Source organism: Paenibacillus sp. FSL R5-0908, from assembly GCF_038006245.1.
In the GTDB taxonomy this organism is placed as follows: domain Bacteria; phylum Bacillota; class Bacilli; order Paenibacillales; family Paenibacillaceae; genus Paenibacillus_AQ; species Paenibacillus_AQ odorifer.
This window is the reverse complement of the sequence record NZ_JBBOUV010000001.1, coordinates 3,849,289-3,863,348: the sequence shown is the minus strand read 5'-3', so window position 1 is coordinate 3,863,348 and position 14,060 is coordinate 3,849,289. Positions and strand designations below refer to the sequence as shown.

Annotated in this window: 14 protein-coding genes; all 14 read right to left on the bottom strand. The window is 48.1% G+C overall.

All coding sequences use genetic code 11. The annotated features are described in order from the left end of the window. Window positions 1–97: 97 nt before the first annotated feature. Entirely contained in the window at window positions 98–1,783 is a 1,686-nt protein-coding gene (locus MKZ09_RS17640) for a hypothetical protein (RefSeq protein WP_076203700.1), read from the bottom strand. A 31-nt stretch (window positions 1,784–1,814) separates the two neighbouring features. Further along, window positions 1,815–2,711: a carbohydrate ABC transporter permease gene (locus MKZ09_RS17635; RefSeq protein ID WP_076203703.1), complete on the bottom strand. Its 897-nt coding sequence runs from the start codon at window positions 2,709–2,711 to the stop codon at window positions 1,815–1,817. Between the two features lie 6 nt (window positions 2,712–2,717). Further along, window positions 2,718–3,611 carry an ABC transporter permease gene (locus MKZ09_RS17630; protein WP_081386593.1) on the bottom strand — a complete coding sequence of 298 codons (894 nt, stop codon included), beginning with the start codon at window positions 3,609–3,611 and terminating at the stop codon, window positions 2,718–2,720. A 210-nt stretch (window positions 3,612–3,821) separates the two neighbouring features. Next, a complete protein-coding gene (locus MKZ09_RS17625; RefSeq protein WP_076203707.1) occupies window positions 3,822–5,168 on the bottom strand; it encodes an LLM class flavin-dependent oxidoreductase in 1,347 nt (448 codons plus the stop codon). Between the two features lie 75 nt (window positions 5,169–5,243). After that, window positions 5,244–5,723, bottom strand: a complete 480-nt coding sequence (locus MKZ09_RS17620) for a DinB family protein (RefSeq protein WP_076203712.1) — start codon at window positions 5,721–5,723, stop codon at window positions 5,244–5,246. After that, window positions 5,723–6,895 (bottom strand): N-methyl-L-tryptophan oxidase, encoded by a 1,173-nt coding sequence (solA, locus tag MKZ09_RS17615; RefSeq protein WP_076203716.1) that lies wholly within the window; start codon window positions 6,893–6,895, stop codon window positions 5,723–5,725. The genes MKZ09_RS17620 and solA overlap by 1 nt, the downstream gene beginning before the upstream one ends. Further along, on the bottom strand, window positions 6,892–8,073 hold the full coding sequence (locus MKZ09_RS17610; RefSeq protein ID WP_076203721.1) for an amidohydrolase: 1,182 nt from the start codon (window positions 8,071–8,073) through the stop codon (window positions 6,892–6,894). The genes solA and MKZ09_RS17610 overlap by 4 nt, the downstream gene beginning before the upstream one ends. A gap of 49 nt (window positions 8,074–8,122) precedes the next feature. Further along, entirely contained in the window at window positions 8,123–9,139 is a 1,017-nt protein-coding gene (locus MKZ09_RS17605; protein WP_076203725.1) for an LLM class flavin-dependent oxidoreductase, read from the bottom strand. A gap of 11 nt (window positions 9,140–9,150) precedes the next feature. Next, complete coding sequence (locus tag MKZ09_RS17600; protein ID WP_076203729.1) at window positions 9,151–9,903, bottom strand: amino acid ABC transporter ATP-binding protein; 753 nt, start codon at window positions 9,901–9,903, stop codon at window positions 9,151–9,153. After that, window positions 9,900–10,610 (bottom strand): amino acid ABC transporter permease, encoded by a 711-nt coding sequence (locus MKZ09_RS17595; protein ID WP_036677282.1) that lies wholly within the window; start codon window positions 10,608–10,610, stop codon window positions 9,900–9,902. The genes MKZ09_RS17600 and MKZ09_RS17595 overlap by 4 nt, the downstream gene beginning before the upstream one ends. Beyond that, window positions 10,607–11,392, bottom strand: coding sequence for an amino acid ABC transporter permease (locus MKZ09_RS17590; protein WP_076203733.1), 786 nt, complete (start codon window positions 11,390–11,392; stop codon window positions 10,607–10,609). Before MKZ09_RS17590 ends, MKZ09_RS17595 begins: the two co-directional genes overlap by 4 nt. A 33-nt stretch (window positions 11,393–11,425) precedes the next feature. Further along, window positions 11,426–12,283: a transporter substrate-binding domain-containing protein gene (locus MKZ09_RS17585; protein WP_076203736.1), complete on the bottom strand. Its 858-nt coding sequence runs from the start codon at window positions 12,281–12,283 to the stop codon at window positions 11,426–11,428. Window positions 12,284–12,296: 13 nt separating this feature from the next. Further along, entirely contained in the window at window positions 12,297–12,803 is a 507-nt protein-coding gene (locus MKZ09_RS17580; protein ID WP_076203740.1) for a GNAT family N-acetyltransferase, read from the bottom strand. A gap of 119 nt (window positions 12,804–12,922) precedes the next feature. Further along, window positions 12,923–13,816, bottom strand: coding sequence for a LysR family transcriptional regulator (locus MKZ09_RS17575; RefSeq protein ID WP_076203744.1), 894 nt, complete (start codon window positions 13,814–13,816; stop codon window positions 12,923–12,925). Between the last annotated feature and the right edge of the window lie 244 nt (window positions 13,817–14,060).

Here is a 14,060-nt window from a genome sequence, read left to right as displayed (position 1 = left end):
CCCCCCATGAAGTGCAAAGGGAGCCCCCTCCAAGTGAGAGGTGCTCCATTAATTTTTTATCGTTTAAGATCCGCGACTGAAAGAGCATCACGGTTGTCTATTGCAAGGCTGTTACTTCCTCCTTGTACGTATCCAGCCACTCCTGCTTGACTTCACTCCAGTGCCCACGCTTCTCTAGTGCTGCTTGGAAATCGCTCCAATTCTTCTCGAATTGCCCCTCGTCTTTGGCCATTAAAAGCTTGGCTCGATATTCCTTGCGGATATTTTCGATCTCCGGTGAATATTTCTCCCATGCGCCGCCCTGTTTCATCTGGAATAGATCATAAGGCTCTGCCACGCGGATCGTTCCCATTTTGCCGATAGCTTCTGTGAACTTAATTGTCTTAGCAGCTCCGGCTTTTCCTGCATCCTCTGTGTTCCACCATGGGTACCATTCATTGCTGTAAGAGGCAGTCATGTAAAGCTCAGGGGTGACTTTAGCTTTTTGTGCGGTGTCTCCGGAATTGCGGCTCGTCTTGTAGGTTTCGTCTGTGAATTTCCATTTGCCCAACGGTTGATCAATCCAATCCCAGTATAATCCCGCCGGTCCTTCATTAATGACCTGCTGCTGCTCAGGTTTCGGCTGCAAGGTATAATCGAAGAATTTCAGAATAGCTTCCAGATTTTTAGTTTTTTCACTAACATAGACATCATAGCCTGGATTCGGATTGGTAACCTGATTAATTCCGACTTTCTCTACACCATTCACTTTAGGAAAAGGGATCGCTTCGTAAAACCACCCTGGCTCTGTTGGGCCGTCCAATGTCTCCCAGGCTGAGGCAGGAATGTTCCAGAAGCTGCCGACATTGAAGGCAATACGACCTGATTTGTTCTTTTCTGTATACTGTTCTTTTTTGCTGGTGACGACCTCAGGATCGATCAACTTCTCCTGGTACATCTTGTTCATCCATTGATAAGCTGCTTTATAATTGGGATCGTCGTAAGCGAATACAAAATCATCGCCGCGTTTGTCAACGCCATTACCCGCTGTAGTCACCCCGAATGCTGTCAAAATCGCGTTTTCATCACTCCAGCCCAGATTATCACTAGTGTCCATCAGGAATGATAAAGGAATAAGCGATTTGCCGGAAGCGTCCTTCACTTCTGTAGCTTTCCGAAGGAAGGTCTCAACTCCTTCCAACGTTGCTAAGTCCTCTTTGGTCATACCTGTTTTCTCCAGCACATCACTTCTGACAATCCAGGCTTGAGATGCCCAACCTGGCCACGGATCTTCCGGGTTTTGGTCAAACCAGGTAGGGATGGACCAGATATGACCCTCATTATCCTTCATAAGTTCCAGATACTGCTTTGGAATAGACGCAAGTCCCGGATATTTGTCAGGCATGTCGAAATACTGCTCTAGCGGCATAAGCTGTTTCGACCGGTTCATCGCGCTTTTGACCGTTTCGTTTCGGCTGAAGATAGCTGCATCCTCAAAGCCGCCAGTGTTTATCTTCAAATTAAGTGCAGTCATCGCGTCGCCTTGAGTGGTTTCCAGCTTCACATTTACTCCAGGCTCCTGTTCACGCCAATATTTCTGGACCAAACTATCATTATTGATGGTTGCCGTCCATCCGAGCCAGAGATTAAAGGAAGTCGAGCCACTAGCGGGCTGGTTACTTGACGTTTCATTGTCACTTCCAGGCTTGTTCGCAGGATTCCCACCTGATCCGGAGCATCCGGCAATAGACATCAGTAAGGTTACTGCAGCCAAGGCGGCTAGACCCGTTTTTTTGATCATCATTGATTATTTCCCCCTGTTCTATTATTGTAAATCAACCTTTTACTGACCCTACAAGAACTCCTTTCACAAAATATTTCTGCAGGAACGGATACACACACAGGATGGGGATTGCACTCACCATAACGACTGCCATCTTAATCGACATCAGCGTAATGTTCTGCATTTGTGAGCTTCTCGCCAAAGCTTCCTGGTTGGTATTCGAGCCAAGGACAGCGGATAAATCCTGAGCAGCGAGCAATTGCTGCAGGAAGGTCTGCACCGGAATCAGATTCTGCTTCGTGACGAAGAAAGCACCGGCGAACCAATCATTCCAGTGTCCCACTGCGGTAAACAGACCCAGCGCTGCAAGCATAGGTTGAGAGAGTGGAATAATAATCTGAATCAGCGTACGAACAGGACCGGCTCCATCTAGTTCAGCGGATTCTACCAGAGCTTCAGGGATTCCCTGTATAAACTTCAGCATGACAAACATGTTCCAGACCGAGAACAGCCCGGGGAAAATATACACCCAGAACGTGTTGATAAGCCCGAGATTATTAAGCTGAATATAGAAAGGAACCAGTCCTCCACTGAATAACATGGTTAAAAGAATATAGCCTAGTATCGTGCTTCTTAATGGTAGACCGCGGTAGGACAAGCCAAATGCCACCAGAAGTGTGACGATAAGTCCTGCGAATGTGCCAATGATTGTCCTAGCGATTGTAATTAGATAAGACTGGCGGATAATCTCATTTCCTAATACAATCTCATAATTAATTAATGTGAAATTCTTGGGCCATAGATACACGCCACCTTTGGCCGCACTTGCACCGTCATTCAGTGAGATGGCCAGCATGTACAGGAATGGATATAGTACAGACAAGCACAGACCGGCCAGTACTATGACGATGACGTATTGCGCTATTTTTTCACCTCTGCTGAGCTTCATATGCCATCACCATAATCCTTCACCATTTATTTTTCTGGATAACTGATTAGTCGAAACAACCAATATCAAGCTGATCACTGAGGATAACAATCCCACTGCGGTCGCCATCCCAAAATATCCCTGCTGCAATCCGTTGCGGATGATATACGTATCCAGTACATCCGCGACCCCTTGATTAGCAGAATTCATCAGCGGATAAATCTGATCCATCCCTACTGAAATCAGGCTTGGGATACTCAGAATGAGCACAATCGATATTGTCGGTAGAATACCCGGGAAGGTAATATGCCGAATCTGGGCTAGCTTTCCTGCACCCTCTACTTTGGCGGATTCATACAATTGCGGATCAATCGTTGTGATCGCAGCCAAATAGAGAATCGTGTTCCAGCCGGTCTCTTTCCACAAGCCGCTTAATATAACCATGGGCCGGAACCACTCCGTGGAACCTAGAAAAAATACGGGATCACCACCTGCTTTCTCGATGAACTGATTGACCAGCCCACCATCCAAAGTCAGAAAAGACTGCAGGATGTAAGCGACTACAATCCATGAGAAAAAATGTGGCAAATAGCTGACCGATTGCACGAATCGTTTAAATACAGGCCGGGTTACCTCGTTAATCACCAGCGCCAGCAGAATCGGTGCCGGGAATCCGAAGATGAACTTAAGCACGGATATATATAACGTGTTTTTGACAACAGTTAAAAACTGGGGATCTTGCAGGAAAGAAAAGTTGTCTAATCCCACCCATGCGCTATTCCAGATCGAGGTGCCAATCTGAAAGTCGCGGAAAGCGACCTGAATCCCCGCCATCGGAATATAGCTGAACAGAAATAGCAACAGCACTCCCGGAAGAATCATTAAATATTGCCATCGGTACTTGTAGAACTTAGCGTACAATTTACATCCCTCCTTGATATTTCTATCATAAGGTGCAGCGGGAACCCTGCCTATATAACAGTGATTGGTTATCTATTGCTCTGATTGGTTCTTTAAAGCGCTTACGTTGTTAGACAAGCTCCGCGCACACGCAAATAAACGCAGCCTTAAACGGCTGCGTTACATTTTTATGACGAAAGCTAATTATTCAAATTCAAATTAATATTATTGTTAATGTACGGCTTTTTGCCCTACCGGTTGTGAAGCCTTGGAATAGCGGTTCTCTGGCAATGGAATACCGAGATTTCCACGCAGGGTGCTACTTTCGTATTCAGTGCGGAACAGGCCCCGCTCTTGCAGAATCGGCACTACCCGATCGACGAATTCCTCCAGTCCGTTAGGAACAGCAGCGGCGATCATAAATCCGTCTGCTCCTCCTCCCTCAAACCAGGTTTGAATCTGATCAGCCACTTGCTCAGGTGTGCCAATAAAGCTGCTGCGCGGGGTAGCGGATTGTAAGGCGACCTGTCTTAGTGTTAAGCCTCTCTCCTTCGCGTCCTTTTTGATTTTATCCGTGCCGCTCTGAAAACTATTGCGCCCCAACTCGCCAAGCTCAGGGAACGGTTCATCCAGCGGATATTGCGAGAAATCATGATGCTCGAAGAATCTGCCCAAATAGTTCAGTGCATTCTCAATCGTCACGAGACCAGCAACCTCCTGATATTTGCGCTCTGCTTCCTCTGGTGTGTCGCCAATGATTGGTGCAATGCCAGGAAAGATCAGCACCTCATTCGGCTCCCTGTCAAATGAAGCTACCCGTGTCTTAACATCACTATAGAATGCCTGGGCATCTTCTAGCGTTTCGTGGCCAGTGAAGATAGCATCCGCTTCCTTTGAAGCGTAATTTTTACCAACATCTGAGGATCCTGCCTGAAACACGACTGGCTGCCCCTGCTTCGAACGAGCAATATTGAGCGGTCCTTTCACGGAGAAGAACTCGCCTTGATGGTCCAGGGTATGCATTTTTTGCGGATCAAAGAATACACCTGTTTCTTTGTCTCGAACAAACGCATCATCCTCCCAGGAATCCCATAATCCGCGTGTCACCTGCAAATATTCGGTAGCAATACGGTAGCGCTTGCCATGGTCAGGATGCTCTGTTTTGCTGTAATTCGAGGCAGAGCCTTCCAGCGGTGAAGTCACCACATTCCAGCCGGCCCGGCCACCGCTGATTACATCCAATGAGCCGAATTGACGCGCGACGGTAAACGGTTCACTGTAGGAGGTGGACAGGGTACCAACCAGACCAATGTTGGTGCTCACGGCGGCGAGTGCGCTAAGGATGGTCAGCGGCTCAAACCGGTTAAGGAAATGCGGAATGGACTTTTCATTAATGTACAAACCGTCTGCGATGAAGATCAGATCCAGCTTGCCTTCTTCTGCCTTCTGTACCCACGCTTTGTATAATTCAAAGTTTACACTTGCATCCGGCTTAGCATCAGGATGGCGCCACATCGACGTGCTGCCTCCTACTCCATGCAGCAGTGCGCCTAGCTTCAGTTGTTTTGGTTTGGTCATGTTCATTCCTCCTAAAAGTTTTGTGAGCATACGATTCCCAGGTTTTACTTCATACAAAACTAACTATGAAAGTATTCATTGCACGAACGATGCATTGACTGCGCCCTGCTTGATTCGCTCAATCTGGCCAAGATGTCTCTTTACATGTGCGGTGAAGCTATGGACGATATCGGAAATTTTAACGTTTTCCCCCTTGAAGTTAACCCCGCTTTTCTCCCAATCCTCTGCGCTGAGCCGTTCAAACAATAGACTGTTATAATAAAGCAGGCTGCGGAACAACTCCAGACTATCGGAAGCACTACCACTATTGGCGTACTGGCCGCTGACCCAAGCGTCCTGATTGAAGACTGGCAGTTGCGCAGTTGTAGCAGCGAGAATATCACGTATACGAAACGAAACCACAATGCTGTGATCAGCTAGATGGGCTAAAACCTCAGTAATACTCCAACTCGTTGGTTCTGCCTTCCATTTCAGCTGTTCCTCTGATAACCCTGCGGTTGCATGCACCAGTTGGTTGTGCGTACTTAAAAAATTGCTAATTTGAACTTTGCTCATTAAATCCCCTCCAAAATAAGGCCTGCTTGCGAATGATCAGGTGCAAAACGTGATAACGAAAAAGGTTGGATATTGTGGTTGGTAGCTCCACTAGTCGCCAAATCAGCGAGTATTTCACCTACAACACTAGAAAATTTAAAACCATGCCCTGAGAACCCTCCGGCTACCAGCACATTGGAGTGGAGCGGATGGCGGTCAATAATGAAATCTTCATCAGGCGTATGCTCATATTTGCATACAGAACCTTTAAGTAATCGGCCAGCTGCACCCGGCATATAAGACTCCAGTACTCTTCGGAGGTCTTGCTCATCGCTGGCTTCACTGCCAAAGGGAGCAAGTAGTGTGCCTGGTTTCCATTCCAGCCCCGTATCGTGCCGGCCGATCTTCAGACCGGCTCCATCAATGCTGGGAAAGCCATAATAGCCACCTTCCTCAGCTCCTAGCGTGAAGCCAGGGAAGTTACCGGCAGCAAAAGCAGGTGAGCTCTCAAACCAGCCCACAACTTTACGGATCGCCTTGATTGGCAAATGCACAAAAGGCGCTAACGCACCAAACCAGGCTCCGGCACTAAGAATAGCTGACGCTCCGTGATAATCGCCGTTTGTTGTATGAACTGTCACACTGCCTTCGCGGGCGGTGATGTTTACTACCGAAGTGTTCATCAACAGCTCCGCACCCTGTCCAAGGGCAAGCTGGCGGTAGGCGGAGATACAGCGCTCGCTGTACAAATACCCGGCATCTGGTTCATACATTGCCGCGAATGTGTCCGGAATGTTCAATCCCGGCCAGCGCCGCCGGACCTCTCCGGCATCCAGATGCTGAACCTGCACCTTCCGTTTCTTCGCTTCCGCGAGACGACCGCTGAAGGAATATACTGCACTATCTGCTAGATTCAATACGCCCGAGCGGACAAGCAGTTCTATTCCGCTCAACTGCACGGCTTCTTTCCATAAACGATCTGCCCGCAGAGCCAAATCAATGTAAGCGGGATCACCACTGTAAGCGTGCCGGATCAGCCGGGTTTCCCCGTGATGGCTTCCCTGTGTATGTGGAGGATCAAAGGCATCAATTAGCAGCGTCTTCACTCCGCGCCTCGCAAGATAGTAACCGGCGCTCATGCCCATCGAGCCTGCGCCGACGATAATTACATCGTAACTGTTATGTTCAGCTATAATTCTGCACCTCCATCGGGACTGTACTGCACTAGGGAACGAACAGCTACATCCGCAAGGAAACGTGCTGCCACAGGGAGTGCACGTTCATCCAGATTGAAGGCCGGATGATGCCATTCCTGGCTTCCTTCAGTGCCTACAAAAACGAACAGTCCGGGTACCACGCGCTGATAGAAGGCGAAATCCTCTCCAGCCAGAGAAAGCTCTGGCTGAATCTCTCGGTAACCAAGAGCTTCGACCGATTCAACTCCAAGCGCTGCTAGGGAGGGGTCGTTGATAACCGGAGGTGGCCCTTCTATCCAGCGAACGGTAGCTTCTGCTCCAAGAGCCGCTGCTACACCGACCGCCACTTCCTGAAACCGGTTCAGCACTTTGCTGCGCACCGTTTCATCAAAGGTGCGGATCGTCCCTTCAAGCACGGCTTTTTCGGGGATAATGTTCCATGAATTGCCGCTGTGAATCTGCGTCACACTGACCACCGCACTCTGCAGTGGACTGACATTGCGACTTACAATGGACTGGAATGCCGTCACAATATGCGAAGCCGCTACAATCGGGTCTATGCCAGCTTCCGGAACGGCAGCATGAGAACTGCCACCCTGCACTTCAATCACAAACCCGTCAGCTGCTGCCATTAAAGGACCACCCTTAATACCGATGGTTCCGACTGGCAGGTCTGGCTTGTTATGCAGCCCGATCACTGCCCGGACGTCTTCTAGTGCCCCGCTAGCAATGATTCGCTGTGCACCCTGCGCCTTCTCCTCCGCTGGTTGGAATAACAGGCGCACCGTTCCCTGTAATTGCTGCTCTCGCTGTTTCAATTGAAAGGCGGCACCAATCAACGCAGCCGTATGGAAATCATGCCCGCAGGCATGCATTTTGCCGGGATATAATGAAGCAAAGGATACTCCGCTTTCCTCCTGGATTGGCAAGGCATCAATATCTGCGCGCAGTGCGATGACCGAACCAGGCTTTTTGCCGCCAATCTCTGCGATCACGCCGGTAGACAGACCGTATTCTACGATCCTGACTCCTGCCCGCTCCAGCAGGGAAATAATATATTCTGTTGTGCCATATTCTTCATTGGACAGTTCCGGGTGCCGGTGCAGATGACGGCGTATCCCGATTAATTCTTCTTCAAGCGCTTCCGCACTCAACTTTTTAGCTTTACTTGTCATATACAGTCACCCTCCTTTACACGATTCCCTGTATGATACCGAGTCCGCTTTATGCCTCTGCCGCCACTTCAGCGATTGCTTCGCTCAGTAGCTCAAAGGATCGGAGCCGTTTATCAAAAGGCTGTACATTCGTCGTTATGATGAACTCCTCGACACCGGATGCCTCTGAAAGTTCCAACAACTGTTCACGGACAGATGATTTTGTTCCCTTGGTAATCTCTGGTTCCAGCTCTTCAATCGTGTAGGCTTCATTGCTCTGGCGGGCAAATTCTTCCGCCTGTTCCAAGGTCCCTACTGTCAGCTTCTTCCCGCTCGCCAGTTGAATCCGGATCAGCTTATGCGCACCTGCCAGTTCTTTCGCTCCCTCCTCAGTCTCAGCCACCACTAACGCTAAAGCGATAATCGCTTGCGGTTGTCTGCCCTGTGAAGAAGCGAAACCGCTGCGGTAAGCACGAATGGCATCCAGCGCTACCGCCTTATCGCTGTTAATAAACAGGGAGAATACGTACGGTAACCCCAGTTCAGCGGCAATTTCCGCGCTGCTTACACTCGCGCCAAGGACATACAACTCAGGAGGAATACCAGGAAGGGGACCAGCCTTCAACCCTGCCAGCGGATGGTTTTCTTCGAGGCGGTTATGTACATACTTTTCCAGCTCGATGATTTTGTCCGTCAGGTCTGGGGTCTCAGTTTTTCCCTGCTGTAGTGCCTGTGTGCTGCGTGGGAGTCCACCGGGAGCACGTCCCACACCGAGATCCACTCGTCCAGGAGCCAGTGTAGACAGCACATTGAAGTTCTCCGCTACCTTATACGGGCTGTAATGCTGGAGCATGATGCCACCGGATCCAATGCGGATTCGCTCTGTTTTAGCCAGAAGATGTGAGATAAGTACTTCCGGGGAAGAGCCGGCTACCTGCTCGGAGTCATGATGCTCTGAAACCCAGAACCGGTGGAATCCAAGCTCTTCGGACAATTGTGCCAGCTTAGTCGTATGCTGGAATGCTTCCTCCGGCGTTTCTCCCGGATAGATCGGACTTTGATCAAGTACGCTGATTGTAATAGCCATTGTTTTTCCTCCTATATGGAATAGTTAAATTCAGGTGTGATCCGCTTCAGGAACTGCTTCGTTCTTTCTTCGCGCGGATGGTTAAACAGCTCTGCCGGTGTCCCTTCTTCAACAATGACGCCTCCGTCCATAAAAACCACATGATTCGCCACATCGCGAGCAAAGCCCATTTCATGAGTCACCACGATCATTGTGATGCCTTCCTTGGCAATTTTACGGATGACGGCCAGCACCTCACCCACTAACTCTGGGTCCAACGCCGATGTGGGTTCGTCGAACAATATAACCTCCGGCTCGAGCGCCAAGGCACGGGCAATGCCAACCCGCTGCTGTTGGCCTCCGGACAGCTGACTTGGATAGGCGTCCAGCTTGCTGCCAAGACCAACCTTTTCAAGTAGGGCGATACTCCGATTTTTCGCTTCGTCCTTCGAAAGCTTTTTGACAATCAGCAGTCCCTCCATCACGTTCTCCAGTGCGGTTTTATGGCGGAATAAATTGTACTGCTGGAACACCATTGCCGTTTTTTGCCGGAGCAGATGAATCTCCTTTTTACGGGCGTGCTTGCAGTTCACTTTGAAATCGCCGATGGCGATCTCTCCGCTGCTCGGCTTCTCCAGATAATTCACACAGCGTAAAAGTGTCGTTTTGCCTGAGCCGCTGGGACCGAGAATGACGACAACCTCGCCCTTCGTCACCGTTAAATCTATATTGTTGAGCACCTGATTCCGACCGAATGACTTCGAAATTTGCGCAAGCTTGATCATGCTACTCCACCTCGATTGTACAGATTAATTCTTTTTTCAATCAGCGACGTCACGCGTTCGATCAGGAACGTAAGTCCCCAGAAAATCAGTGCTGCCGCCAGATAAGCCTCAAAAAACTTCCAGTTCGTTGAAGCAACAATTTGCGCCTTAGCATTGATATCCACCACCGAAACGGTAAAAGCAAGGGTAGATCCATGCAGCATACCAATTACCGAATTTGACAGATTGGGCAGACTTGCCGCCAGCGCCTGAGGAAAAACTATCCGCCGCAGTGCCTGGGGCGTGGTCATCCCGATAGAATGGGCCGCTTCCAGCTGACCGCGATCCACAGCAAGCAGACCGGAACGGACGACCTCGGACATATAGGCTCCTGCTGTAATCGAGAACGAAATATAGGCAAAACCGATCATCGGAATCGATACCGACCTGAAGCTCCAGCCGAACTGCACCGCCAGACCATCGATTAACACGGGAAGCCCAAAATAGATAAGCAAAAGATGCGTCAACATCGGTGTCCCGCGGATGAACGTAACATAACCGACAGCCAGCGGATACAGCAGCGGAATTCTGTATATCCGGATCAACGCTACAGCCACACCAATCACAAATCCAATAAGTACTGAGACAACAGTAATAGATAAGGTCACAGGAATTGCACTTAAAATTTGCACCAGAGCAGTCCAGATAAAAGATGGGTCCAGCTTCATAATCCGCTACCTCCTTTACCCGGTCCAAGTTCAGCAATGATGCGGCGGTAGGACCAGCTTTTGTTGATTTTGAACGTTTTTTTCTCCGGTGTATTCCGTTTCTCATGCCGTAACAGCCGGCGTTCTGCTATAAGCAGCAGTTTCTCGATTGTAAAGCTGATGATCAGATAGATTAGCGCAAGCGCGATATACGTTTCAATAAAATGCTGAGTTAAGCTGCCTAGCGTCTGAGCTTTACCTGACATTTCCATCACCCCAAGAGTAAAGGCCAATGACGTATCTTTTAGTAGAGCAATCACCAGATTGGAGAATACCGGAACTGCGATTCCGAGCGCCTGCGGCAGCACAATTCGCGTAAAGGCTTGAAACCCCGTCATCCCTGTAGCATAAGCAGCCTCTACCTGCGCCTTATCCACCGCCATTACAGAAGCCCGGATCATTTCGGACATGTATGCCCCCGTATGCAGCCCGTAAGTAAGAATCACAAAAACAAGCACGGGAGTCCGGGTCATATCGACATGAACCAGCTTCATAATTTCGGGCAAACCATAATAAAACAAGAAGAGCTGGATAAGGATCGGAGTTCCCCGAAAAAAAGAAATATAGATTTCGGAGATGGTTTTTAACACAGGTACTTTATAAAGTCTTGGCAGAGCTACGAGAAAGCCGACAAGAATTCCTGTCAGTAGAGAACAGGCGACAATCAGAAGCGTAGTGCTTAAAGTCCCTAGTAACTTAGGCAAAAACGAAAATACAAAGCTGATATCAAACTGTGCGCCCATATATTCCCTCCCTTCCCGTGCTCACCGGCTCAATCATTTCACCGAATCCGCTGTAACATCCGCACCCAACCATTCCGTACTAAGCTTGCCTAGTGTGCCGTCTGTCTTCAGCTCTTTAATCGCACTGTCAATCGCATCTGACAGCTTTTGTGAATCGGCATCATCCTTACGGAAAACATAGAGAATGTCCGCGGAGGACAGCTCGTCGCCCGTTGCTTTTAGCTGATTCTGCGGATCAATGATCGGCAGGACAAAATCTGCAGCCAGCGTTGCGTCCACACGACCAGTACTAATCTGTGCGACGGTATCATTCGCTGCACCATTCTGATACACGATATCAATCGCATTGTCATTCTCTTTATTGTAGTTCTCGAGTATTTGTGCTTGTGCACTCGTTGCACCTACAAGCACCTTTTTCCCTTTGAGATCATCAAGCGATTGGATTGAATTATTATCCTTTGCCACTACAATGCGGTTTCTCCAGTGGGCATAGGCTTCTTTGTTAAAAGAATATTTCAGCTCCCGTTCCGGATTTTTCTCCATGACATGGGCGACCAAATCGATTTTTTTGGTTTCCAGGCTCAGCAGCAGATTGCTGAAATCCATGGTTTGAAATTCGAATTCATATTCTGGCAGCTGCTTATCGATTTCTTTGAGTAGTTCCACATCAAATCCGGTGAGTTTGCCGTTCTCATCTATGAAGCAGACTTTCGGAAAAGCAGTACCCGTGCCCACAATGATCTTAGTTACCTTTGCCGAATCCTTTGCCGGTACCGCAGCTTCTGCTGCATTTCCATTCTGATTGCTGCTAGCGCTGTTACTGTTGTTTCCGCAGCCGGCAATCGCCAGTGTCAATACCGATGCAAATATTAGTGAAATGGACTTTTTCATTGTTTTATCCCCTTTAAATGAACTGTGGTTTGTCTGTAAGTGTTTTTTTCATCAGATACATAATGCCGTCACCGTTCTGCTGATCCAGTTCTAAAAACCGTTCGTACCCCCGGCGTTCATACATTTGAACCAACCACGGATGTTTCTTCGCCGTTGCCAGCGTGACTGCAGCCGAACCTAACTGACCAGCAATAATGTTCTTTTCCACCCAATCCAAAAGTTTTCCACCATAACCTCTGTTACTGTAATCTGGATGAGCAGCAAACCATTTGATAAAAGGCAGTGGGCTAATCTTCTTAATCTCTTCTTCCTTTGAAAGGGTTATGGTCGCAACTATCGTTCCGTCAACTTCAAGCACATAACACTCATTTGTAGCTATATTGTCTTCAATAAGCGCCAAGTCGGCTGTGGCCGCCGGCCAATGCAGCCCGAGTTCACGAATCAGCTGATAGGCACGATATGTAACATCTAGCAATTGCTCCGCATCCTTCAGTTCTGCCAGCCTGTATACCTCACTCATCACATGCCCTCCAGCCTTTCGAAAATTAACTTTATAATCCCTATCGAAATAGTCGTGATTATATGCAATTAACTTTATCACTGCATGTGTCCTTGCGCTAATAGAGTTTTTTAATACATCTATACAATTAGTCGATCTCCCACTTTACCAATCCCCAGTTCTAGCAGGGTTTTGATGAATTCTGCGTTCTCTCCATTTAGCGAAATCAGGCTGGTTCGCAAAGAGATGCCTTCCGTCTCCGCAATATCCACCCGGATCAGTGACCCAACCGCCACTTCCTCCTGCACACTGAGGGCGGGAAGAAAACAGATGCCTGCTTTTTTCAATACCAGCTTTTTGGCTGTCTCCAGGTTATCTACCTGATATTCAATCTTCGGCGGCTGTTCCATACTCTCAAAAACACGATGCAGCCGCATCCAGTCCAAAGATCCGCATTCAAAAAAAACCAACGTCTCCTGGCGGATATCCTCCAGTGAAGCCCGCTGTGCTTTAGCAAAGCGATGTCCCTCATGTACATACAATGAGATGGGGTCCTCGCAGAAAGGAAAGGTTTGAATTGCCGGATTTACGACCTTACGGATAAAAGCCAAATCAACCTCTTTTGATTTCAACTTTTCAGTCAATACTTCCGTAGAAGCTGTCATCAGCTTGATTGTGATATGAGGATATCTGCGCTTTAAATGAAGCATCAGATGGGGCATTAAATAATTGGAAACCGAGACCGTACTGCCGATTCTCAGTTCATTTGGAATATGCCCCTTAGCCTGAACCTGATATTTTCCGTTCTGATAAATCTGGAGAATCTGCTGGGCATAGGGTAGAAACTGTTTACCTTTATCCGTCAGGTTAATCTGCTTCCCCAACCGATCAAACACTTTGCAATCCAGTTCTCTTTCTAGCGATTGAATCCGGGCCGTTACTGTCGGCTGTGAGATATATAGGACTTCGGCCGCTTTATTGAAGCTTCCATAATGATTGATGTAGACAAAGGCCTCAATATTTTCAATGTTCATCCCTAATCCCCCTACGCTTTATTAATTTTACTATTCCGATGAAATAACAATGAATTATAGCGGTGCTTTCCTATAGATTTTGTTTATATCTTAGTCATCGCCCTATTTTTTGTCAACAATTAATTCCGTGTAAATCAATCGGATTTCGAATCAAACGTTATGTTTATTTCATATAGAACTTTTCTATTCCTATATCAGAATTATGAAACCCCTCTTATTCCACTGGGAATTATCATCTATAATA